Genomic DNA, 23,371 nt, shown 5'->3' on the forward strand with positions numbered 1-23,371 from the left:
GAACGGACCCACGCCCGAAGCAGCGCGTGATCTGGCGGAGGCCTGGATCGCGGGCATGACCCAAACAGTCGCCGATCTTGAGAACGAAGGCAGCGCGGCGAGCGTAGATATGTCGGTCGTCAAATTGCAGACACTGGACAGCGCAGTCCTCCCGACCTCGCCCACATCTCCGAATGTGCGGTTCGCCGTTTCCCTCGGACTGCTTATGGGCCTCGCGCTCGGCATCGGGTACGCGCTCGTCAAGGCGGCCCTCGACCGCCGCCTCCGAAAGCCTGGGGACGTCGAGCGGGAGTTCGACGTCCCCGTCGTCGGCGCGCTGCCGTTCGACGAGGCTATCGGCGCCTCCGGCAGCCCGACCGCCACCACCGACTTCGCGATGAAGGAGGCGGTGCGTCAGCTGCGGACCAACCTCCAGTTCATGGACGTGGACAACCCGCCGCGCGTCATCGTGGTGACATCGGCGCTCCCTGGCGACGGCAAGTCGACCGCGGTCATCAAGCTCGCCGAGGCGATCGCGGAGTCTGGTCAGGACGTGGTGCTGGTCGACGCGGACCTGCGCCGACCCGTGATCGCCAAGAAGCTCCGGCTGGTCGAGGGGGCAGGCCTCACCGACGTGCTGGTGGGCCGCGCGAAGGCCGCGGACGTCCTCCAGGCCTACGGTCCCACGGATCACTTCTATGTCCTGGCGTCCGGTGCGGTCCCGCCGAACCCGTCCGAGCTGCTCGGCTCCGACGCGATGAAGACCGTGCTCTACGGCTTCCCCAAGAAGGCCATCGTGCTGGTCGACACGCCGCCGCTGATCCCCGTGACGGATGCCGCTGTGCTGACGGCACGCACCGACGGCGCCCTCATCGTCGCGCGCTCGGGCAAGACGACCATCGACCTGCTCGACCGCGCCCTCCAGAACCTCGACAAGGTCAAGGGTCGCGCGCTCGGCGTGATCCTCAACTCGGTGCCGCGCAAGGGCGCGCACCGGGACCAGTACGCGTACGCCTATGAGTACGAGCGCAAGGCTACGGAGGGCGACGCCGAGCCTGCGACTGTTCCGACGGCACAGGCGAAGCCTGCGCCTCACACCCCGAAGCATGCGACCCGGCGCCAGGCAGCCGCGGAGCCGCCGGCCGGGATCCTCGACTGGGACACTGCGGCCAAGGGGGAGTCGCGCCGCGCGGCGGGGGAGAGCTGACGTGTTGGCACCGCTGATCGACACGCGCATGCGGGTGCTCATCGTCGACCACGACAACCGCGGGCGCTCGGCGGCCGGCGAACGCCTGCTCCGCCACCACCTCGCCCGCCATGGCGTGCCGGCAGAGCGCATCCGCGTGACCAGTGCGGGCCTCGACGCGGCCGACGGCGAGCTCATGCTCGACGTGGTGCGTGACGAGATCGAGCGTCTCGGCGCCAACGCGGACGGGTTCCGCACGCGATCGCTCAGCGGCGCGATCGTGGACGGTGCCGACCTGATCGTCACCGGCACCAAGGCTGAATGGGAGCAGCTGGTCCGCGTCTACCCGCACGTCGCGCGCCGGGCATTCACGCTCTCCGAGCTCGCGCACCTCTACGACGGTGCGGTGCGGGCGGCGCCGCTGGCCGAGCACGCGACGATGCTCGCCCGTCGCAGAGACGCCTCGCCGGGCCTTCCCCTCGACTTCGACCTGCCGCCCGTGCAGGACGCGGAGATCCACGTCGCGGTGCTGGGGGCGCGCATCGATGAGGCGTGCGCATGGGTCGCGGACATGTGGTCGGCGCTGCTGCCTGCGGGGGCGAGCCCTGCGGAGCCGACCGGCGAGGCGATGGTGCTGGACGCCTTCGGCGTGCGCGTGGCGGTCGACTTCGCCGGCGCCGATGTCGCGCCGATGGTCCTGCGCGCGAGTCGGATGTGGAGCCGGTGCGTGGTCGAGCCCATGGACGATGCGGCGGCCGAGGTCGCGCTCCGGGTCACGGTGGACTCGGATCCGAAGGTCCTCGCGGCGGCGCGGGCGCGAGGGGAGCTCGCCTACCCCGACATGGGTCACGCGCTGCACCTGCTCACCAGCGCCATCACCGTGCGCGCGATCGAACGCCGAGTCGGGGGACCGGTGCTGCTGCACGCTGCAGGCGTCGCGGCGCCCTCGGGCGACGTGGTCGGCTTCGTCGCGCCCTCCGGAACAGGCAAGACCACGCTCGCGCGCACGCTCGGCGCGCACTACGGTTACGTCACCGATGAGACCCTCGCGGTCTACGAGGGCCGCGTGGTCAAGCCGTATCCGAAGCCGCTCTCGGTCCTCCGAGCCCCTCCGCACACCCTCAAAGAGGAGTGGGGCCCCGAATCGCTCGACCTGGTTCCCACCCCGACCCGACACCTGCGACTGGCCAGGCTGATCCTGATCGAGCGGGACATCTACGCCGATCGCCCGGCCCTGGAGGAGGTGCCCCTGCTCGAAGGGCTCGCCCACCTCGCCGAGCAGGTCTCGTACCTCGCCCGCCTGCCGATGAAGCTGCACACGCTCGCGGACCTCGCAGAGTCGGTCGGCGGCATCGCGCGCCTGCGCTATCGCGAGGCTCGCGACATCATCCCGCTCATGCCCCAGCTGCTCGGGGAGGCCGGCTGATGCCTGCGAGGTCAGGGCCCGACGCTCCGATGGGGCTCGGTGCAGACGACCGGGTGCGGTCGGTGTGGGACGACGTGATCGAGCGTGACGGTCAGATGCTTGTGCTGTCCGGCAACGAGGTGTCGCTCCTCTCGATCGTCGCCACCGAGATCGCCCGTGCAGCCCACGACGGCATCACGCTCGAGGCGCTCGCGGACCATCTGGTCGAGGTCTTCGGCCCCCCGCAGCACACCGACGGCGTGGATGCCGTGAGGGAGATCATCGACGTGCTCATGCAGCGCGGCGTGATGGTCATCGAGCGGCCGCGCTAGGGCGTGGGGGAAGTGGCGGGCGAATCGCCAGGGTTTGCCACGGTCTGTAGCGATAACGGCGTTCCCCTAGGTCTTTACATGAATCGCTGCCGCTCCTAGCCTGGTCGCAGGCGCCGGGGCGACCCCGGCTTGCGAGCTGAGGGGTTCGTGTTGAGCGTTGCTGAGGACGGCCTGTCGCGCCGTCGCATCATCCAGGGAGTGGCGTGGGCAACTCCGGCGATCATGGTCGCGACGGCATCGCCGCCGGCCGCCGCGTCGGGGCCGGATGCAGCGACGATCGTGCTGGCGGCCTCGCAGTCGCACGGCACGGGCCAGAACTACACCGTCACCGCGACCGTGCAGAACGGTCCCAACACCGACGAGTCGCTGAAGAACATTCGCCTGGAGCTCCGAAGCGGTCAGAGCATGACCGTCACGGTGCCCGACGGCGCAGCCTGGTCCATCGTCTCGGGCAACGGCACCACGAGCGTGGTCATCGCGCTCGCGGTCGAGGCCCTGGCGGACAGCGAGAGCGAGACGGTCACCATTCCGCTCAGCGCGCCCAGTGGCGCGACCTCGGTGGTGGCCTCGGCGATGCGGTACTTCCTGAACAGTTCGCGCGGCGCGGCGGTGACGGTGACCGACGCGACGCTGTGACGTGTTGCCGTTGAGGCGCCTGTGGTCACCGCTTACCCTGGGGGAGGACGTTCCTCCAGGGTAAGGGGCATCTCATGGCTCCTGAGCCGGCCGAGTCTCGCGAGATCTCACGCAGGCACGTGATCATCGGCGCCGCCTGGGTGACCCCTGCCGTGCTGATCGCGACGGGCTCGCCGCCTGCGGCCGCATCCCTTGAGAACCCGCTCGACGGGTCCTACGTCGAGAGCATCGAGTCCGCGAACGACGACCTCTACCGCGCGACCATCCGCCTGCCCGAGGGCACCGTGCTCGAGGGTGCGACCCTGACCGTCAACTGGGTGCCCACGAACGATGGGGCCTCGGTGCAGGTCGAGACCGGGAGTGACCTGTGGGATCCCGGCAACACCAACGCCTCCTCGGTGGTCTTCATCGCACCAGGCCCCATCTCGGACGCCGATACCTTCCTGGTGCGCTTCGACAAGGGCATGAACGGCAGCGCCTGGACCGCGCTGCTGGAGGGCACCGTCGACGGTCAGGACGCGTCGGCGTTCTTCACCGGCACGCTCTGACATTCAAGACATGTGCGCCGCATCGGTCGCAAAGCGGCATGAATCGCTCTAACCTGCCAGTACGCGATGTTTTCCTGCACGTCGAAGGAGGCGCGAATGGCCGAGACCAACGAGCCGCGATTCACCGTCAGCCGACGCCGGGTGGTGGTCGGAGCCGCATGGGCGGCTCCGGCGGTCCTCATCGCGACTGGATCGCCGCCTGCCGCGGCCTCCACGCACACTCCGCCGGACTGGCAGCTCGAAGGCTCCGGTGAGACGTACAACACGGACACCATCTACGGCTACATCCACCTCACCAACACCGAGCCGACGGACGGTACCGGGCAGACCGTCAACGGACCCGTGACCATCCTGGTCGAGTTTCCCGGCGGTGCGCTCGCGCCCGCGCCGCCCGGGGCGAGCTTCGATCAGCCGGTCGACGGCTGGTCGGTCTCCCAGTCATCCGAGACCGTCACGTTCACCTACGACTACGACATAGCGCCAGGAGAGGGCTCGGGCACGGTGAACTACGAGATCCCGCTCACCGCGGCGGACCTCACGGGCACCATCACGATGACCGCGACCGCGTACGACGACGACGGCAACCCTGTGTACGCGTACTACACGTTCAACCTCGAGGACATCTGAGGTCGAGGCGCCGCGAGCATCGAGCCTGATGTCCGGCCCAGGCGTCTTCGGCGGGGCGTAAACTAGTGAGCTCCGGGTGTCTATGGGAGGCACCCGCCGCTGAGGAAGTTGCACCCCCGATGACAGATGTCGACGACGCCCGCGCGCGCGGGGAAGCCGTGTCGCGCCGCCGCGTGCTCCACGGCATCGCCTGGACCACGCCCGCCGTGCTCATCGCCACCTCATCGCCGCCCGCTGCCGCGTCAGGTGGTGAAGGCATCTCGTCCGCCCAGGGCGCCCTCGCTCTCGCCGGCACCTTCACGGCGCTCAACGAGTCCGCATTCACGTTCGACACGATGGTGGCGTATGCGGGCGCGGCGCGCTCCGCAGGCGCTGGGGTCAGCCCCGTCACCTCCGTCACTCTCGATCTCGCGCTCCCCTCGGGCCGGGTGACGGGGGAGGCGCCGAGCATCGTCTCCGGGTCCGCGTGGACCTACACCGGGGCAGCGACGGCGGGCGGGGAGACTTCCTTCACCTTCGCCTGGCAGGGTGACAACCTGACGGATGCGACGCCGAGCACCTCGCCGCTGACCGTCACCATCCCCAAGACCGCGAGCCTCGACGCGGCCGCCGTGACGTTCACCGCGCGCGGCACCTCCGCGGGCCTTCCGGTGCCGCCCAGCGTGGTGGTCGACACCAGGGCCGTTCTCACGGCGAACGCGCCCACGTTCGCCCATGGCGGGGCGATCCGCCATCAGGAGTGGTTCCAGTCCAACCCGAAGGTCGACGCGTGGGTGTTCAACGCCGCGCTGGTCTGGTCGGGACCCTGGTCGCCGGTGGGGCCCGCCATCAACCACATCGCGGTGGAGTTCCGCATCCCTGCCGGAGAGTCGGACGGCACGCTGCTGCCGTCCTGGGACGGAATCGGAGCCGGCTGGACCGCGGACGGCGTGCCTGCCGTGGTCGATGGGTTCTGGCGGGTGCGCTATCGCTACAACGGTGCGATCTCGAAGGGTTCCGAGCGGACGGACGAGCTCAGGTTCGCGCTGAAGGCACCGGTTGCCACGGCGACGGCGGTGCAGTACACGCTGACGGGCCAGTCGGCCGGGGTCGCGCTCACCGCCGCCGGGGTCGTCTCCCGCTGAGCTCGCGCGATCGTCGGGGCGCCGTCGGGTGTGAGCGCTTTCGGTCGAAATGCGGATGTGATCTGCGTCACATCGCTTCACAATGGGGGTTCAACCGGGCGCCTTCCAGGGATCTCGTCGTTATCGTCGCCGCATGGCGGACATCTCGCGGAGGCGCGTGGTCATCGGTGCGGCGTGGGTGACGCCGGCCGTCCTGGTCGCCACGAGCTCGCCGCCCGCCGCGGCCTCAGGGGGTGCCGGCGAGGAGCCGCCGCCGTGCGTCGACTCCGACCTCGGCGCGGCCGCTGCCGTCACGCCTCTCGACTGGGAGGTCACGAGCGGCGCGCTTCACCGCGACTGGCGTACCACGGGGTGGACGCCCGCGAGCGACGATGACGCCGCGGCGATCTCCGTTCCGAACAACTGGTGGAGCATCAGTGGGCCGGGGTTCCTCTCGATGGACGACAACCTGTCCTCATCTGCGCCCGCGGAGGTGACCGCGCGGTACACGTTCGAGGCGTCATCTGCGGTGGTCTACCGACTCTCGCTCGATCTCCGGACCGGGTACGGCAGCGACTCGGGCTGGATCAGCTCGCGTCAGCGTATGACTCTCACCGCCGACGGTACGCACGGCTCGACCGCCCTGCTCAGCCTTGCGGTGGCGCACCCGGCAGACAAGGGTCGGCCCACGGGAAGCCCGTCCGACGACGAGGTCGCGGCCCAGGGTTACGCGCTGCTTCCGATCGGCACCGCCACCCGCGACGTGCTGCTCTCCGGCGTGAGCGGGCTGGTGACGCTCACGTTCACCTTCACCGTGGACCCCGTGATCGACGCCCGCGGGCACCAGGTGAGTGACGACATCTGGGTGTCCAAGCCCTCGGTGGTCCAGGCCGGTTGCACCTGACGCACCACGCCAGGCGCCGGCGCGGGCCCGCTCAGCGCACCGGCAGCCCGGCGGCAGCGCGCTCGATGACGTCGAGGTAGCGGCGCCCCATATCGGAGGAGCGGCGCCCCGAGAGCGCCGAAGGAATCGCGGCGCGCAATGCCGAAGCCTCGTCCGCATCGCACACGAGCTGCCGCGCGGCGTCAGCAAGAGCGTCGAGATCGCCGTTGGGGACCACGATGCCGGCAGCTCCCGCCGCCTCGCCGAGTCCGCCGTCTCGCGTGACCACGGGCACGCAGCCGCACGCCATGGCTTCGAGTGCGACGACGCCGAACGGCTCGGCCCAGCGCGACGGTACGAGCACGAAGCGGTGTGCGTTGAGCTCGCCGCACACCTCGGGCCCCGTCAGCTCGCCGGTGAAGCGCACCTGGGTCTCGATGCCGAGGTCGATGGCGAGCGTCTCGAGCGCTTCACGTTCGGGTCCGTCACCGATCACCGTGAGATCGGCCGGTCTCCCCTCGGCGACGAGCCTGGCGATGGTCTCGATGGCGAGATCTGCGCCCTTGTCGCTCACGAGTCGTCCCACGAATGCGAAAGTACGCCGTCGTTCGGCGACCGGTGTCGTGTCGAAGAAGACATCATCGCGGTAGGAGTTCGGGATCACCGTTGACGCGGTCGAGAGGTGCTCGGCGATCGCGGCGCTGATCGAGATCACATGGGCGCGCGCAAGCACCTTCTGCTTGAGCACGTCGCGCGCCGACACCCGGCCATCCATCCGGCTGATCCATGTCCGGACCGCGATCACGAGCGGGCGACGCGCCAGGAGCAGCGGCCAGATGAATTGCAGGCAGATGTTGTTGTGGAATACGACGTCCGCGTCGCGGTGGGCGCGGAGGAGAGCGGACGGGGTCGGCCTCCGGAGCATCGTGAACCCGAACGCCGCATCGTCCACGTCGCGCGCCGTGCTGTGCGTCACCACCGTGACGGTGTGGCCCTGTTCGGCGAACTGGGTGGCGAGAAGCTCTGACATGCGCTCGATGCCGCCGACGTCCGGCGCGAACCTGTGCGTGACCAGCAGTACCCTCATCGCCGCCCCCCGGCATGTCCGCGTGGGTCCGAGACCGAACCTTCGCTCCGATCATGCCGTGTTTGCGGGTGGCTGTGAAGCGGTGCCCGAGGGTCGCGCCGACGGCGACGGTCCCGGCGGCGAGCAGGGGTACGTCGCCTCACGAATCTCGCGCCGGGGGTTGACACGGACGGCCGAAAGCGGCGGAATGGTCCCAGGCTGCGCTTTTTGCGGTCTACGCGGCGATTTGGGGGGAGCCGTCATGAAGAACGCGAGGCCTGCCGAGGCGCTGCTCGCTGCTCAGCGCGAGGACTTCGGGCGCGACGGCGAGGAGCGGGCGGCGGTGCCGCTCTGCGTCGACCTCGACGGCACGCTCATCGCCACGGATGTGCTGCATGAGGGCCTCGGCTGGATCGCCACGCATGACCCGTTGGCGCTGCTCCGGGTGCCCGGATGGTGGCGGCGCGGCCGGCAGCACGTCAAGAGCCGAGTGGCGGCATTGGCAGACGTGCCGGCGGTCGACCTGCCGCTCCGCCCCGAAGTCGTCGAGCTCATCCGCAGGGCGAGCGCGGACGGACGTCAGGTCATCGTGGTGACGGCGGCGGCGGACGAGGCGGTCCAGGACCTGGCCGCCGTGGTGCCTGGCGTCTCCGAGGTCGTCGGATCGACCGAGAGGCGCGGCAACCTGTCGGGCGAGCGTAAGGCTGCCTACCTCGTCGATCGCTTCGGCCCAGGAGGCTTCGACTACGTCGGTGACTCGAGCGCGGACCTCGCCGTGTGGGCGACCGCTCGCAGCGCGTTCGCGGTGGCCCCGTCCAGCGCCGTGGCGCGGAGGCTCGACGCCCTGGACGTCGACGCGACGGTGCTGCCTGCGAAGTCGAGTGCGCCCCGGTCCTGGCTGCGGCAGATCCGCCTTCACCAGGCAGCCAAGAACGCTTTGGTCTTCGCGCCGCTCGTGCTTGCGCACGAGATCTTCGACCTGGGTCTCCTCGGTCGGGCCCTGGCGATGGCGGTCGCCTTCACGATGCTCGCCTCGGCCACCTACATCTGGAACGACCTTCACGACCTCGCTGACGACCGCGCCCACCCGTCGAAGCGGTTCCGGCCGCTCGCGGCGGGCGACATCGGGATCCTGCCCGCGCTCGCAGCGGCGCTCGCGCTGACCCTCGGCGCCCTTGCGCTCGGGTTCGCGCTGGGGTTGCCGTCTCTGGCGATCCTGCTGGCCTACCTGTCCCTCACCCTCTGGTACTCGGCGCGCCTCAAGCGCATGATCGTGGCGGACGCGATCGCGCTCGCGGCGCTCTTCACGCTCAGGATCCTCGGTGGCGCCGCCGCTACCGCGCTCGAGGTCACCATCTGGCTCATCCTCGTCTCGACCTTCCTCTTCTTCAGCCTGTCGCTGATGAAGCGGTACTCCGAGTACGTCAAATACGAGATCGAGTCGAGTCCCGGTCGCGGCTACTTCGCCACCGATGCGGCGACGCTGCAGATGCTCGGTGTGGGATCCGCGCTCGTCTCCGCGCTCGTCATGGGCCTGTACGTCGCGAGCGACGACGTGGTCGCGCACTACTCCACTCCTGAACTCCTCTGGGCCGTCGTGCCGCTGCTCCTGTACTGGGTCTCGCGGCTCTGGATTCTCACGGGTCGCGGGCACATCGACGACGACCCGGTGCTCTACGCCATCAAGGAACGCGCCAGCCAGGTGGTCGGGCTCGCGATCGTGATCGTGCTGGTGGCGGCCACGGTGGTGGACCTCGGATGAGCGTCGCGCTCCTTTACGCGCTGTTCGCGGCGATCGCCACCGCCGTCAACATCGGCACCCAGGCGCTCGTCGACGCCGCGCTCGTGCACGACCTGGACCTGTACATCGCCCTTGTGATCGGCACGGTCGCGGGGCTGGTCTGCAAGTACCTGCTCGACAAGCGGTGGATCTTCGGCTTCGCCGCGCGCTCACGCGCGCACGAGGCGCGCACCTTCGTCATCTACGCCACGTTCAGCGTGGTGACCACCGTGATCTTCTGGGGGACAGAGCTCATGTTCGAAGCCATCTGGGGTACCGACCGCATGCGCTACCTCGGCGGGGCCTTGGGGCTCGCGCTCGGCTATGCGTCGAAGTACTTCCTGGACAAGCGCATCACATTCGCCTCGACCGAGCGGAGCGCGGTCGCATGACCGCCGTGACCGCCTGGGGGAACCTGGCGCCCGCCGAGCACAGCATCGTCGCCCTGCGCGACCGCGACAGCGCGCCCGGCCTGGTCGCGTCGGCCGAGCGGCCGGGCCTCGCGACCGGGCTGATGCGCAGTTACGGCGACGAGCCCCTCAACACGGGCGGGGTCGCATGGGATATGCGCGGCCTGTCGAGGCTCATCGCGTTCGATTCCGAGACCGGCGACCTCACGTGCGAGGCCGGTGTCACGATCGCCGACATCCAGCGCACGTTCGCGCCTCGCGGGTGGATGATGCCCGTCACCCCGGGAACCAAGCACGTCACCGTCGGGGGCGCGATCGCGAACGACGTCCACGGGAAGAACCATCACGTGGCCGGCAGTCTGGGCAACCATGTCGTCGCACTGACTCTCGCTCGAACCGATGGCACGGTGACGACGCTCGACGGCCCGTCCGACCCGATGTTCCGCGCCACCGTCGGAGGCATGGGGCTCACCGGCGTGATCCTGCAGGCGACCATCCGCATGCATCGCGTGGCCGGACCGTGGATGTCGGCCGAGGACGTGGTCTTCGGCGACCTCGACGAGTTCTTCTCGGTCTCTGCGGAGTCGCGGGACACGTACGACTACTCGGTCGCGTGGGTCGACATCACCACCCACGGCGGCGGCAGGGGCATCTTCACCCGTGGCAACAACGCGGTGGAGCAGCCGCCTGCGCCGCCGCCTGGGCGCGTCGTGACGATGCCGTTCACGCCGCCGCTGTCCCTCGTCAACTCGCTGTCGCTGCGCGTCTTCAACCGTGGCTACTTCGCGCTCAAGCGCTCCCTCGCGCGCGAGGCGCTCGTGCACTACGACCCGTTCTTCTATCCGCTCGACGGCATCGGCCGCTGGGATCGCATGTACGGCCCGCGGGGCTTCCACCAGTACCAGTGCGTGGTCCCCTCCGCGGGGGCGCGCGAGCCGGTGAGCGAGATGCTCAAGCAGATCCGGGTGTCCGGGCTCGGGTCCTTCCTCGGCGTGCTCAAGGTCATGGGCGACGAGCCTCCGATCGGCACGATGAGCTTCCCCCGCGAGGGTGTGACGTTCGCGCTCGACTTCCCGGAGCGGGGCGACGCCACCGCGGCGTTGTTCGTGCGTCTCGACGCGATCGTCTCCGAGGCTGGCGGACGCCTCTACGCGGCGAAGGACGCGCGCATGCCGAAGGAGATGTTCGAGGCAGGCTACCCGGGCCTCGACGAGTTCGTGGCGTACCGCGATCCGGGCATCAGCTCGGAGATGTCGCGTCGGCTGATGGGGGAGTGAGGGATGGCAGGGGTGCTGGTGCCGCGACGGGCCGTCGTGATCGGGGCGACGTCGGGCATGGCCGAGGCGGTCATGCGGCTATGGGTCTCAGGCGGGACGGGGCGTCTGCACCTCGTCGGGCGATCGCGCGAGAGGCTCGAGGCGGTGGCCGGGGACCTCGCGGCGCGGTCCGATGCCGTCGAGGTGACGATCCACGCGTGCGATCTCACGGACCCCGCCGCGATCTCGGCGGCGGTCGGAGAGGTGTCGGCGCTCGATCCGGACGTGGTCCTCATCGCCCACGGGGCCATGTACGAGCAGGCCGACATGCAGGAGGATCTCGCGCTCGCGGACCAGCAGCTCCGTGTGACGGGGGTCTCCCCGGTGCTTTGGGCGGAGGCGTGCGTCGATGCGCTCGACCGCGGCGTCGTGGCGGTGATCGGGTCGGTCGCAGGCGACCGTGGGCGGCGCAAGAACTACCTCTACGGGTCGTCGAAGGGCATGGTCGAGCGCGCAGTCGAGGGGATGCAGCATCGTGTCCACGGCAGCCGTCAGCGCGTGGTGCTGATCAAGCCGGGGCCGACGGCGACGCCGATGACCGCAGCGCTCGACCCGGGAGGTCTGGCGGATGTGGACGAGGTCGCCAGGAGCATCGCCGTCGGCATCGCCAAGGGAGCGCCGGTGCTCTACGTCCCTGGCCAGTGGCGAGCGATCATGGCGGTGATCCGTTCCATGCCGCGGCCCGTGTTCAACCGGCTGGATCTGTGAAGCCCCGAGTCGGGCACGTCGTGACGTGAGGAAGCGGACTCGGGCGGGGGCGAGATGGCGTCGATGGTGAGGGCAGACGTGACACGGGTGCGCGCGTGGGCGGGCCGTCGGGGGGCCGCCGACCTCGCGACCGCGCTGCTGTGGGCGAGCTTCGGTGCGGCGCTGGTCAGGAATCTCATGAATCTGCAGGGCGCCCGTTGGGCGCTGACCGACTGGGCCATCAACTACGAAGCCGGGTTCGTGCGCCGCGGGCTGTTCGGGCAGGTGGCGCTCGAGCTGTCGAGAGCCACGGGGCTCAGCCTGGTGGTGATCGCGGCCTCGGTGTCGATCGTGGCCTTCGCGTCGCTGCTGACGCTCGGCCTGATGGCGACCAGGAGGCGGCTCCTGCGTCCGTGGGCCGTGCCGAGCGCGGCCCTGCTGGGCGGAGCCGTCTACTTCGAGACCAATATCCTGCGCAAGGACGTGCTGCTGCTCGCGCTCATGGCCGCGAGTCTCGCAGTGCTCGGCAGCCGGATGCGGTTGCGGTGGAAGCTGGTGGGGGTCAACGTGGCTGCCGTCACGGCGGTGCTGATCCATGAGTCGTTCCTCGCGGTGTGCCTCCCCGCGCTGACGGTGGTGGCCTGGGCGCTGATCCGGCGAGCCGGAGCAGATGGCATGCATCGGTTGGCGTCGTACGTCGCGCTTGCGCCAGCGTGGGCGGCAGGGTGCGCGGTCACGGTGTTCAGCGTGCCTCCCAGGGGTGTCGACGTGGTGTGGGGAGCCTGGTTCGAGGGCGGAGCCTCGACGGGGATGGCCGGTGCGGTGCCCGACGTCGTCACGCACGCTCTTGACGCGCTCACCTGGGATGCGCAAGACGCGGTGGGGCTCTCGGCGAGCGCGCTCGGCTCGCGTGGCGCGTGGTTGTGGTTCCCGATCCTTGCCGTGGCGGTCGCGGTCACGATCGCGTCGATGCCGCGCATCGGCGCCGGAGCCGGGGCGGAGGGCCTGTGGCCGGGGTCCCAGGCCGCACTCGTGGTGGTCGTCGTCGGCGGCTCAGGCATGCTCTGGGTGGCGGGGATCGACTGGGGTCGATGGATCGTCCTCGCGTGCATGACTCTCGCGATGGTGTGGTGCTGGCACGTCGCGACCTCGCCCTCCGCTAGCGCGCCGCAACGGCGGGCGCGTGAGGCCCGCGTGCCGCGGTGGGTGATCCCTGCAGCGCTGCTGTTCTTTTCGACCGGAGGGTTCGCGGAATGGAGCGTCAGAGATTACGTCTCCGCCACGCCCATCGTGCAGATCCCCGTTCTCGCGTGGCACGTGCTCGAGGGGCTGGGGTGATCGTGACAGACCCATGTCAGCCGCCGATCCGTGAAGCGGTCGCGGGGGCTGGAACAACGGCGCGAGTGGTGTTGAGCGTCGCGCATGGCGCCGAGGATCTCGCACGGCAAAGGCGCGGCACACGCGGTCCGAACCGCGCACGGCAGGTACTTCGACAAGGGGGAATCGTGCTGGACAGGATGACGGACGGCGAGGTATCACGATGGTAGACACGGCGAAGCGGGCGACGGGCCGGGTGAGCGTCAGCGGGAACCGGCAGAGGGCCGCGAACATCGTGACGTTGCTCGTGTGGCTGAGCTTCGCCGCGGCGGCGCTGAGAAACACGATGACTGCGAGCGAGGCCGAGTGGGGCCTGTCGGAGTGGGCGATCAACTACGAAGGGGGGTTCGTCCGACGTGGGTTGACAGGCCAGGCGGCGCTTCTGCTGTCGAGGGCGACGGGTCTCAGCCTCCTCGCGATCGCCGTCCTCGCCTCTCTCGCTACCCTAGGCATGCTGGTCGCGCTGGGCGTGCTCGCTATGCGTCGCGGCTACATCCGGGGCTGGGTGGTGCCGAGCGCAGCGCTGCTCGGCGGCATCGTGTACTTCGACAACCTGGTGCGCAAGGATGCGCTGCTCCTGGTCTTGCTGGCCGCAGCGCTCGCCGCGCTCGGCAGCGAGATGCGCGTCGGGCTGAAGATCATTCTCGCCAATATCGCGGCAGCGGTCGCCATCCTGACGCACGAGGCCTTCGCGGCGTTCGCACTGCCGGCGCTGACACTGGTCGCATGGACTGTGGTGCGCGGCACGGGGCGGGGCCCGGTGCGTACCGCGACCGCGGTGCTGGCGCTCGCTCCCGCGTGGGCCACGGCGCTGGTTGTCGCGACGCACAGCGCGCCGCCCCGCGGGGTTGGCGCAGTCTGGCGAGCGTGGTTCGCTGGCGGCGCGTCGCCAGGCGTGGACGACGCGTCGCCCGACTCCGTCACGGGTGCGGTTGAAGCACTGACGTGGGACGCGCCGAAGGCGGTCGAGGTCGCCTCGGAGGCGTTCGGCTCACCCAAGTCGGCGGTCTGGTTCGGGATCGCTGTGGTGGCGATCCTTGTCACGGTCGCGGCGCTCCCCGGAGTGGCGAAAGGTGTCGAGGTGCAAGGGCTCTGGCCGTGGTCGCGGGCGATGCTCGTCGTGGTGGCTGTCGGAGGCTCAGGGGCCCTGTGGATCGCCGGGGAGGATTACGGGAGGTGGATCATCTTCGGATGCGGCACCGTGGCGCTCGTGTGGTGCTGGCACCTGGCGAGCGTGAGCCCGGAGGCCGGACACGAGTTCACGGCCCCTCTCGCGGACCGGCTTCCCGTGTGGCTCCCACCGGCGGTCGTCCTCGTGTTCTCGACCGCAGGCTACGGCACATGGAACCTCGACCTGTACTTGTCAGGCACGCCGCTGTGGCAGATTCCGCTCCTGGTCACGGACGTGGCGCATAGCATCGGCTGAGGGCGAACCGAGAATGCTAGGCGCGCGTTGCACGCGAGGACGCCCTCGCGAGTACCTCGCGCACCGCATCGTCTAGCCCTGATCCCTCGACCAGGAAGCCGTCGTGCCCGACCTCGGAGTGCAGCAGCGTCACGCCCTCGCAGCGGGGCAGGGCCGCGGCGAGCCGCTCGGAGTCCGCGAGCGGGTACAGTCGGTCGGAGTCGATCGCGATCACCAGCGCCTCGCCGTCGAAGTCGGCGAGCGCGGCCTCGACGCCGCCGCGCCCGCGCCCGACGTCATGGGTGTTGATCGCATGGAGCATGCGCAGGTACGTGTTCGCGTCGAAGCGCCGCGCGAGCTTCTCCGCGTGATGGTCGAGGTACGACTCGACCGCGAAGATCCCCTCGGGGCGCAGCACGTCCCCGTCCTGCGCATCGCGCCCGAAGCGCCCGTTCAGCTCCGGACCCGAGCGGTAGGTGGTGTGCGCGATCGCCCGGGCGATCCCGAGCCCGGTGTGCGGCCCCTCGCCGGGTGCCGCCTCGTAGTAGTCGCCGCCGCGGAACGCGGGATCCAGGCGGATCGCCGCGCCCTGCGTCGCGTGCCACGCGATCTGGTCGGCGGTGGTGGCAGCCGTCGCGCCGATCGCACCGATCGCCCGCACCCGCTCGGGGAACGATGCGGCCCACTCGACGGCGCGCATGCCGCCCATGCTCGGCCCGATCACCAGCGCCCAGGCATCGATGCCCAGGTGGTCCGCGAGGCGCGCCTCGGCGACCACCATGTCGTGCAGCGTGACGTACGGGAACTCTGAGCCCCACGGGTGACCGTCCGAGGGGTGGGGGTGCGCGGGCCCGGTGGTGCCCTGGCATCCGCCCACGACGTTGGCGCTCACCACGTAGAAGCGGTCGGTGTCGATCGGCCGCCCGGGGCCCACGAGCCCGTTCCACCAACCACCGGTGGGGTGGCCGTCCTCGGCGTCGCCCGCGACATGGCTGTCGCCGGTGAAGGCGTGCGCGACGTAGACCGCGTTGTCGCGCGCCTCGTTGAGCTCGCCCCACGTCTCGTAGGCGAGCGTGACGTCGAGCCCGCCGCGCGGGTCCGCCTCGAGCGGCAGCCAGCCGATGTCGAGGAAGCGCCGCGCCCCGGGGAGGTCGCCCGGACGCCACGCGGCCGAGGCGGGGATGGGGCCGAGCGTCTCGCGCGTCTGCTCGCGCGTGGGCGTGGAGCCCGGCGCCCACCCCGTCTCGACATGGTCGCCGCTCATGCGTACGCCACCGCGGCATCGTCCGCCTTCGAGGCCGCGACCTGCGCCGCCGCCTCGAAGCCCAGCCCCAGGTCGCCGAGGATGTCGTCGATGTGCTCGATGCCCACGGACAGCCGGACCAGGCCCGGGGTCACGCCGGTCGAGGCCTGCTGCTCGGGCGTGAGCTGCGAGTGCGTGGTGGTCGCGGGGTGGATCGCGAGCGAGCGCACGTCGCCGATGTTCGCGACGAGGCTGTGCAGCTCGAGCGCGTCGACGAAGGCCTGACCCGCCTCCTTGCCGCCCGCGATCTCGAAGGCGAGGACGCTGCCGCCGCCGCGCGGGGCGTACTTGCGCTGCAGGTGGTGCCAGGGGCTCGACTCGAGCCCGGAGTATGCGACGGAGAGCACCTGCGGGTGGCCCTCGAGGAAGTCGGCCACGCGCACCGCGTTGTCGACATGGCGCTCGACGCGCAGGCTCAGGGTCTCGATGCCCTGCGCGATGAGGAACGCGTTGAACGGGGAGATCGCGGCGCCCGTGTCGCGGAGCAGCTGCACGCGGGCCTTGAGGATGAAGGCGAGGTTCGCACCGAGCGGCGAGCCGACGCCGAGATCGCGGGCGTAGACCAGGCCGTGGTAGCTCGGGTCGGGCGCGTTGTACTGCGGGAAGCGCTCCGCGTGCGCGGCGAAGTCGAACGATCCGCCGTCGACGATCACGCCTCCGATGGCCGTGCCGTGGCCGCCCAGGTACTTGGTGGCGGAGTGGGTGACGATGTCGGCACCCCACCGCAGCGGGTTGACGAGGTAGGGCGAGGCGACCGTGTTGTCGACGACGAGCGGCACGCCGATCTCATGCGCGACGGCCGCCACCGCCTCGATGTCGAGCACGTCCTGCTTGGGGTTCGAGATCGACTCCCCGAAGAACGCCTTGGTGGTGGGGCGCGCGGCGCGGCGCCACGACTCCGGGTCGTCGGGGTCCTCGACGAACGTCACCTCGATGCCCAGCTTGGGCAGCGTGTACGCGAACAGGTTGTAGGTGCCGCCGTAGAGCGACGGCGAGGACACGATGTGGTCGCCCGCCTCGGCGAGGTTCTGGATCGCGAGGGTGTTCGCGGCGCTGCCGCTGCTCACCAGCAGCGCGCCCACGCCGCCCTCGAGCGCGGCGATGCGCTCCTCGACGGCCTGCTGCGTGGGGTTGCCGATGCGGGTGTAGATCGGTCCGAGGTCGCCGAGTGCGAAGCGGGCGGCGGCCTCGGTGGTGTCCTCGAAGACGAAGGACGTGGTCTGGTAGATGGGCAGCGCACGGGCGCCGGTCGCGGCGTCGGGGGTCTGGCCGGCGTGGATCTGCGTGGTCTCGAAGGCCCAGTTCTGGGTGGTCATGGTGGCTCCTGCGTGGAATCGGATCTGGTCTCTGATGGACTCGGATCCGCATCCCCGGGTCAGGTGTCACCGGTCGTCGGGCGTGCAAGCGCGCCGAGACCCGCAACCCTCAGGGATGCGGTGCGACACGTGGGAGCGTGCCCGTGGTGGGTGGGGCCTGCGTCAGCTCCGGATGGAGCCCGCGGCCGGCGCCCTCACGGGCGCACGCCGAACGTGCGCTCTCAGCGGCACATTCGACGGAACATGGCTCAGACCTTAGGGGCCCCTCCGTCGACGGTCAAGGCCGAACACGCGATCGTGCCGGGAGGGCGCGAGAGATGCGGCATTCGTGCGCAACGCATGCCGTCAGATCGCAAATCGCCCATTGACGGGCAATGCGGGCATCGGGTTAGCCTAGGCGCACGACCGTGGGTCACCACGGTTCTCGCATGGTCACGGGGGGAGAGCCATGGCCGGGACGGTGGAGGCCCGCGCGCGAGCGGCGGTACGGGAGGACGATACGCCGATCGCTCCAGCGGAGACGAAGGCGCAGTTCCGACCGGACATCCAAGGGCTCAGGGCAATCGCGATCCTTCTGGTGCTGGTGTTCCACGGTGGTCTGTCCGTGGTCAGCGGCGGCTACGTCGGCGTCGATGTGTTCTTCGTGATCTCCGGCTTCCTCATCACCGGTCATCTCTGGAACGAGATTGGCGCCACCGGCCGGGTGAGGTTCGGGCGCTTCTATGCACGCCGCGCGCGGCGCATCCTCCCCGCGTCGTTCGTGGTGCTTGCTGCAACCGTGGTCGGAGTGTGGTGGTGCGTCGCTCCCCTGCAACGAAGCGGGCAGTACGAGGCGATCGTATGGACGGCGGCCTACGTTCCGAACCTGTTGTTCGCGCGGTGGGGCACGGACTATCACGCGGACATCGCGCCGTCGCTGGTGCAGCACTACTGGTCACTTGGTGTCGAGGAGCAGTTCTACCTCCTGTGGCCGCTCGCGCTTGTGGTGGGCACCTTCGTCGCGAGGCGATCGCGCGGGCGCCTCATCGCGCTGGTGGGCGGGGTAGTGGCGCTCTCGCTCCTCGGTTCGGCGCTGATGACTTCGACCGCGCCGGCGTTCGCATTCTTCGGGCTCCCCACGCGAGCCTGGGAGCTCGGCATGGGCGGGTTGGTTGCTCTGCTGCTCGCAGCGGGCCGTTTGCGCCTTGGTCCACGGGCGGGGGCTGGCGTGGGGTGGGTGGGTATCGCCTTGATCGCATACGCGGCTTTCGGCCTTACAGAGCACACACCGTTCCCCGGCGTGGCCGCGTTGGCACCCGTGGGCGGAGCTGCGCTGCTGCTCATCGCGGGGGGCGCGGCCGATATTGCGCGGTGGGCCCCGGCTCGCATGCTCGGTATGCGCCCCATGCTCTTCATCGGAGCGATCTCGTACTCGCTCTACCTTGTCCATTGGCCGATCGTCGTGCTGCCGCAGTTCGCGATCGGCTACGAGACTCGCGTTCCTGTGTGGGTGACGCTGGGGCTGTCGGCGCTCGCCGTTCCCGTCGCATGGTTGGTCTATCGCTTCGTGGAGACTCCGTTCCGGTTCACTCCGCGCATCGCGGGCGCGCGCCCGGCCTGGGTGTTCGTGTGTGCAGCAGCAGCGTCCCTCGCGATCGCAGGGGCAAGCTGGGCGCTCACGCAGCTGTCGAAGAGTGAGACTCTCGACGCGGGGGAGACAGCGCCGTCTGCTGAGATCGTCGTCGCGCCGATCGGAACGCCCTACGTACCCAGCAATCTCACGCCGACCATTCGCGAAGCCCGGTATGACGTGACGGCAGTCGAGGAAGCGCCGTGCCACCAGGACTTCGGCAGCGTCAGCATCGATGGATGTGCCTTTGGCGCGGACAACGCTGCTCCGACAGTGGCGTTGTTCGGGGATTCGCACGCCGCGCAGTGGGGCACACCGCTCGAGCAGCTCGCGGGGAGTGGCGACATAGTGCTCACCAGTTACACCAAGAGCGCGTGCCCCTCGGCCGATGCTGTTGACCCGGGTGCTCTCGACTGCCCTGGGTGGCGCGACGCGGTGATTGAGAAACTGCAAGCCGACCCGCCGGACGTGATCTTGCTTGCAAACTTCGCGACGCGGTATGTCGGAGAACGAGACGGCGCCACCGAGTGGTGGGCGGAGCGGCTCGCCGCGGTCATCGCGGACCTGCCTGCGGAGTCAGCCGTGGTCGTGATTGCCGACACGCCTTTCAACCCGGTGCGCGAGGTTCCGGCGTGCCTCTCGCAAAACCTCGATACGACTGCCGCCTGTGCGCTCGACCGAGAAGTGACCGAGTCGCTGAGCGCGATCGGCGGGAGCCTCGGCGGCGCGGATGGGGTCATCGATATGACCGACTATCTGTGCGACGCGGAGCTCTGCCCTGCGGTCGTCGGCGACACCCTCGTGTATCGAGACTCGAATCACATGACTGCGACCTTCTCAGCGATGCTTGCGCCCGCGCTCGCCACCGCGCTGGAAGAGTTCACCGGAGGTGACGCACGCGTCGAGTTCGCAGCGGAGGGGTGAGGGCGCAACCTCGGTGCAATGCTTCACAGCTCCCGCTCGAACTCCTCCATGAAGGCGATCATCTGGGCCGCCTCGACCAGGAAGCCGTCGTGGCCCACGGGGGAGTGCACCACCTTGATCCCGTTGGATCCCGACAGCGCCGCGTCGAGCCGCTGTGAGTTCTGCATGGGGTAGAGGCGGTCCGAATCGATCGCGATGACGAGCGCCGGATCGGTGTACCGCGCGAGCGCGGTCTCCACCCCGCCGCGTCCGCGTCCCACATCGTGCGACTGGATGGCCTGGGCGAGCCGCACGTACGTGTTCGCGTCGAAGCGCCGCGCGAGCTTGCGCGCATGGTGCTGCAGGTAGCTCTGCACGGAGAACAGCCCGCCCTTGCCGAGGGGGTCGGAGCCGCCCTGGTAGCCGCGGTCGAAGCGGTCGTTGAGCTCGCCGGCGCTGCGGTACGTCGTGTGCGCGATCATGCGCGCGATGCCCATCCCGACGTGCGGGCCGTCGTCGTCCGCCGCGTCGTAGTAGTTGCCGCCGCGGAAGCGCGGGTCCGCCTGGATCGCGGCGACCTGCGCCGTGGACCAGGCGATCTGGTCGGCCGTGGTGGCGCCTGTCGAGCCGACGGGAGCGATCGCGCCGACGCGCTCGGGGGCCATCGCGATCCACTCGAGCGCGCGCATGCCGCCCATGGACGGGCCGGTCATGAGGCGCCATCGGTCGATGCCCAGGTGGTCGGCGAGGATGACCTCGGCCCGGGCCATGTCGCGCATCGTCACGTAGGGGAAGCGCGAGCCCCACGGGCGACCGTCCTCGGGGTGGGCGGATGCCGGGCCCGTCGAGCCCTGGCAGCCGCCGATGACGTTCGCGCACACGATGTAGTGGCGGTCCGGGTCGATGGGCTTGCCGGGGCCGACCATCGCGTTCCACCAGCCGCCGGTGTGGTGCCCGGGCTCCGCGGGGCCGAACACGTGGCTGTCGCCGGTGAGCGCGTGCGCGATGTAGACGGCGTTGTCCTTGGGGGCGTTGAGCTCTCCCCATGTCTCGTACGCGAGCGTCGCGCCGGGGAGCACGCCCATCGGGTCCGCCTCGAGCGGCAGGTCGCCCAGCGTGAGGAAGAGTCGGCGACCAGGGTGATCGCCCTCACGCCAGGCGGCGCTCGCGGGGATGGGCGCGCCCGCGCCCGGCCCTTCGTCCGCGGCGCGCGCGTCGGTCTCGATGCCGTCGTCATCCATGGCGCTCAGCCTAGAGGTCGCGCCGGTTGTGGACGTGCGGGAACGCCTGCGTGGACGGCGGTGGTGGGGTCTATGCGGATCGGTCGTCGCGGCCTAGTATCGGTGGCAGACGTGACTCGTGTGACAGGTGTGACAAAGGCGGTGGGTGTGACGGCAGCGGTTCGGCGGGTGCTCGCGCTCGCGCTCATGTTCGCGATCGCCAGCGCTATCGTGGTGGCGGGCCCGTCGCATCGTGCCCGCGCGGACGAGTACCCCGGTCAGGCCGAGATCGAGGCCGCCAGGGCCGCCGCGAACAGCGCGGCCGCCAGCGTCGACCAGCTCGACGGCGCGATCGCCTCGCTCGCCGACGCGCGCGACGAGGCCACCGCGAACGCCCTCCTCGCGGGCGAGGACTTCATCGAGGCGCAGGAGGCGTCCGACGTCGCCGAGACGACCCTCGCCGCGGCGCAGGAGCGCGCGGAGCAGGCGGAGAAGGAGCTCGCGGAGGCGCGCAGCAACCTCGCCTCAGTCGCGCAGGCCGCGTACCGGGACTCCGGCTCGATGAGCCAGATCGGTGCGGTCGTGGGCGCCGAGTCCGTCGACGAGGTGATCGCGCGCTCGGAGGCCTTCGCCCGCGGCTCCGACGAGGCCGACATGTGGGTGCAGCGCGTCAAGGCCGCCGAGCTCGTCGCGACCACCATGCGCGGCTACGCCGACGAGGCAGCGGCCGAGGCCGCCGCCGCCGAGGCCGAGGCGAGGTCCGCGTACGCGGAGGCACAGGATGCGCAGGCGCACGCCGAGCAGGCGGTCGCCGATGCGAACGCGACCCGCGCGGAGGCGGTCGCCCGCCTCGCTGCGCTGCGCGGAGTGACCGTGCAGCTCGAGGAGGAGCGTCAGGCCGGTCTCGAGGCCGACCGCGCCGCCGCCGCGCGGGCCGAGGCGGAGCGTCGGCAGCAGGAGGCAGAGCGTGCGGCGGAGGAGGAGCAGGAGCAGTCGCGCCCGCGGCCGACGGCGACCCGGACCTCGGAGCCGGAGCCCGAGGAGACTAAGACCTCGCGGCCGGAGCAGACCAGGACGTCGGAGCCGGAGCCGGAGGAGACCAAGACGTCCCAGCCGGAGCAGACGAAGACCTCCGAGCCCGAGCCGGAGCCGGAGGAGACCAAGACCTCCGAGCCCAAGCCCACCGCGACCGAGGAGCCCGAGCAGCCCTCGACCACATGGCGGTCGACGGCGTCGCAGGGACAGGCCGCCGCGAACGCCGCGGTCGCGCTGTCCGGCAAGGAGTACCTGCTCGGCGGCACGGGGCCCACCTACTTCGACTGCTCGGGGCTGACCTCGACCGCATGGAGCCAGGCCGGCATCTGGGTGACGCGCACCTCGCGGTCGCAGTACGCGGCCACCTCGCACCTGCCCTACTCGCAGCTGCGGCCCGGTGACCTGGTGTTCTGGGCCACCGACACCTCCAACCCGTCGACCATCTACCACGTGGCGATGTACGTGGGGGGCGGCATGGTGATGGAGGCGTCGCGGCCGGGCAAGCTGTCGGGCACGCGCGGCCTGTACGCGTGGTCGACCGGCAACCTCATGCCCTACATCGGCCGCCCGTAGACGGGCTCAGGGCCCCGGCGGCCGCAGGCCGCCCGAGCAGGCGAAAGGCCCGGGCCGCATCGTCGCGGCCCGGGCCCTCAGCTCATGCTGATCAGTGCCCGCTGGGCGGGAGCAGCGGGTTCATGTTCGCGAACGGCGTGCCCTTGGCGCGCTCGATCGAGGCACGGATCTCCTCCTCGGCCTCCTCGCGCGACACCCAGTGGGCGCCCTCGACGGACTTGCCGGGCTCGAGGTCCTTGTAGACCTCGAAGAAGTGCTGGACCTCGAGGCGGTGGAAGTCCGAGACGTCGGTGAGCTCCTGACGCCACGTCTGGCGCTGGTCGCCGACGGGCACGCACAGCACCTTGTCGTCGCCGCCGGCCTCGTCGCGCATGCGGAACATGCCGAGCGCGCGGCAGCGGATCTGGCAGCCGGGGAACGTGGGCTCCTCCAGCAGCACGAGCGCGTCCAGCGGGTCGCCGTCCTCACCGAGGGTGCCGTCGATGAACCCGTAGTCGTCGGGGTAGCGCGTCGAGGTGAAGAGCATGCGGTCGAGCACGATGCGACCGGTGTGGTGATCCACCTCATACTTGTTGCGCGAGCCCTTAGGGATCTCGATGGTGACGTCGAATTCCATGCGTGCGTCCTTATGCGTAGGTCTCGGGTCCGGGGTACCGGTACTAGTGTGGCCCA

Annotated in this window: 21 protein-coding genes; 16 read left to right on the forward strand and 5 right to left on the reverse strand. The window is 70.2% G+C overall.

The features are described 5' to 3' along the window. Window positions 1-175 precede the first annotated feature (175 nt). The 8 genes from TR42_RS14570 to TR42_RS04920 all read left to right on the forward strand — a co-directional run bounded on the left by TR42_RS14570 (window position 176) and on the right by TR42_RS04920 (window position 6,720). Window positions 176-1,186 (forward strand): CpsD/CapB family tyrosine-protein kinase, encoded by a 1,011-nt coding sequence (locus TR42_RS14570; RefSeq protein WP_236623360.1) that lies wholly within the window; start codon window positions 176-178, stop codon window positions 1,184-1,186. Between the two features lies 1 nt (window position 1,187). Further along, window positions 1,188-2,591: an arsenate reductase/protein-tyrosine-phosphatase family protein gene (locus TR42_RS14170; RefSeq protein ID WP_052405610.1), complete on the forward strand. Its 1,404-nt coding sequence runs from the start codon at window positions 1,188-1,190 to the stop codon at window positions 2,589-2,591. Further along, window positions 2,591-2,902: a hypothetical protein gene (locus tag TR42_RS04895; protein WP_143058939.1), complete on the forward strand. Its 312-nt coding sequence runs from the start codon at window positions 2,591-2,593 to the stop codon at window positions 2,900-2,902. Before TR42_RS14170 ends, TR42_RS04895 begins: the two co-directional genes overlap by 1 nt. 150 nt (window positions 2,903-3,052) lie before the next feature. Continuing rightward, window positions 3,053-3,538 (forward strand): hypothetical protein, encoded by a 486-nt coding sequence (locus tag TR42_RS04900; RefSeq protein WP_143058938.1) that lies wholly within the window; start codon window positions 3,053-3,055, stop codon window positions 3,536-3,538. Between the two features lie 74 nt (window positions 3,539-3,612). Further along, a complete protein-coding gene (locus TR42_RS04905; RefSeq protein ID WP_042213599.1) occupies window positions 3,613-4,086 on the forward strand; it encodes a hypothetical protein in 474 nt (157 codons plus the stop codon). A gap of 96 nt (window positions 4,087-4,182) precedes the next feature. Continuing rightward, complete coding sequence (locus TR42_RS04910) at window positions 4,183-4,713, forward strand: hypothetical protein (protein ID WP_042213601.1); 531 nt, start codon at window positions 4,183-4,185, stop codon at window positions 4,711-4,713. A gap of 119 nt (window positions 4,714-4,832) precedes the next feature. Continuing rightward, complete coding sequence (locus TR42_RS04915) at window positions 4,833-5,837, forward strand: hypothetical protein (RefSeq protein WP_042213603.1); 1,005 nt, start codon at window positions 4,833-4,835, stop codon at window positions 5,835-5,837. A gap of 133 nt (window positions 5,838-5,970) precedes the next feature. After that, window positions 5,971-6,720: a hypothetical protein gene (locus TR42_RS04920; RefSeq protein WP_042213605.1), complete on the forward strand. Its 750-nt coding sequence runs from the start codon at window positions 5,971-5,973 to the stop codon at window positions 6,718-6,720. Window positions 6,721-6,751: 31 nt separating this feature from the next. On the opposite strand, the gene TR42_RS04925 is transcribed toward TR42_RS04920, so the two are convergent. Further along, complete coding sequence (locus TR42_RS04925) at window positions 6,752-7,786, reverse strand: glycosyltransferase family 4 protein (protein ID WP_042213607.1); 1,035 nt, start codon at window positions 7,784-7,786, stop codon at window positions 6,752-6,754. A gap of 241 nt (window positions 7,787-8,027) precedes the next feature. Between TR42_RS04925 and TR42_RS04930 the strand changes: the two genes are divergently transcribed. The 6 genes from TR42_RS04930 to TR42_RS04955 all read left to right on the forward strand — a co-directional run bounded on the left by TR42_RS04930 (window position 8,028) and on the right by TR42_RS04955 (window position 14,761). After that, window positions 8,028-9,527, forward strand: a complete 1,500-nt coding sequence (locus TR42_RS04930) for a UbiA family prenyltransferase (protein ID WP_052405612.1) — start codon at window positions 8,028-8,030, stop codon at window positions 9,525-9,527. Continuing rightward, window positions 9,524-9,937, forward strand: coding sequence for a GtrA family protein (locus TR42_RS04935; protein ID WP_042213609.1), 414 nt, complete (start codon window positions 9,524-9,526; stop codon window positions 9,935-9,937). The genes TR42_RS04930 and TR42_RS04935 overlap by 4 nt, the downstream gene beginning before the upstream one ends. Further along, window positions 9,934-11,232 (forward strand): FAD-binding oxidoreductase, encoded by a 1,299-nt coding sequence (locus TR42_RS04940; RefSeq protein WP_042213611.1) that lies wholly within the window; start codon window positions 9,934-9,936, stop codon window positions 11,230-11,232. Before TR42_RS04935 ends, TR42_RS04940 begins: the two co-directional genes overlap by 4 nt. A gap of 3 nt (window positions 11,233-11,235) precedes the next feature. Beyond that, window positions 11,236-11,979 (forward strand): SDR family NAD(P)-dependent oxidoreductase, encoded by a 744-nt coding sequence (locus tag TR42_RS04945; RefSeq protein WP_042213613.1) that lies wholly within the window; start codon window positions 11,236-11,238, stop codon window positions 11,977-11,979. Window positions 11,980-12,042: 63 nt separating this feature from the next. Next, complete coding sequence (locus TR42_RS04950; protein WP_143058936.1) at window positions 12,043-13,296, forward strand: hypothetical protein; 1,254 nt, start codon at window positions 12,043-12,045, stop codon at window positions 13,294-13,296. 202 nt (window positions 13,297-13,498) lie between these two features. Next, on the forward strand, window positions 13,499-14,761 hold the full coding sequence (locus TR42_RS04955; RefSeq protein ID WP_042213618.1) for a hypothetical protein: 1,263 nt from the start codon (window positions 13,499-13,501) through the stop codon (window positions 14,759-14,761). 16 nt (window positions 14,762-14,777) lie between these two features. Here TR42_RS04955 and metX (TR42_RS04960) read toward each other — a convergent pair whose 3' ends face one another. Beyond that, window positions 14,778-16,004 carry a homoserine O-acetyltransferase MetX gene (gene metX, locus TR42_RS04960; RefSeq protein WP_081953188.1) on the reverse strand — a complete coding sequence of 409 codons (1,227 nt, stop codon included), beginning with the start codon at window positions 16,002-16,004 and terminating at the stop codon, window positions 14,778-14,780. Next, window positions 16,001-17,359, reverse strand: a complete 1,359-nt coding sequence (locus TR42_RS04965; protein WP_042213620.1) for a bifunctional o-acetylhomoserine/o-acetylserine sulfhydrylase — start codon at window positions 17,357-17,359, stop codon at window positions 16,001-16,003. Before TR42_RS04965 ends, metX (TR42_RS04960) begins: the two co-directional genes overlap by 4 nt. Window positions 17,360-17,807: 448 nt before the next feature. On the opposite strand from TR42_RS04965, the gene TR42_RS04970 reads away from it, so the two are divergent. Continuing rightward, a complete protein-coding gene (locus TR42_RS04970) occupies window positions 17,808-19,892 on the forward strand; it encodes an acyltransferase family protein (RefSeq protein WP_052405615.1) in 2,085 nt (694 codons plus the stop codon). Between the two features lie 23 nt (window positions 19,893-19,915). On the opposite strand, the gene metX (TR42_RS04975) is transcribed toward TR42_RS04970, so the two are convergent. Beyond that, the gene (gene metX, locus TR42_RS04975; RefSeq protein WP_081953189.1) at window positions 19,916-21,112 is read right to left on the reverse strand and encodes a homoserine O-acetyltransferase MetX; all 1,197 of its coding nucleotides are present in this window, start codon (window positions 21,110-21,112) and stop codon (window positions 19,916-19,918) included. A 147-nt stretch (window positions 21,113-21,259) separates the two neighbouring features. On the opposite strand from metX (TR42_RS04975), the gene TR42_RS14175 reads away from it, so the two are divergent. Continuing rightward, entirely contained in the window at window positions 21,260-22,699 is a 1,440-nt protein-coding gene (locus TR42_RS14175; RefSeq protein WP_143058935.1) for a C40 family peptidase, read from the forward strand. A 91-nt stretch (window positions 22,700-22,790) separates the two neighbouring features. Here the strand turns inward: TR42_RS14175 and TR42_RS04985 are convergent, their stop codons facing one another. Continuing rightward, on the reverse strand, window positions 22,791-23,315 hold the full coding sequence (locus TR42_RS04985; RefSeq protein WP_042213622.1) for an inorganic diphosphatase: 525 nt from the start codon (window positions 23,313-23,315) through the stop codon (window positions 22,791-22,793). Window positions 23,316-23,371: the final 56 nt, after the last annotated feature.

The sequence above is a fragment of the Demequina mangrovi genome (assembly GCF_000759715.1).
Classification (GTDB): domain Bacteria; phylum Actinomycetota; class Actinomycetes; order Actinomycetales; family Demequinaceae; genus Demequina; species Demequina mangrovi.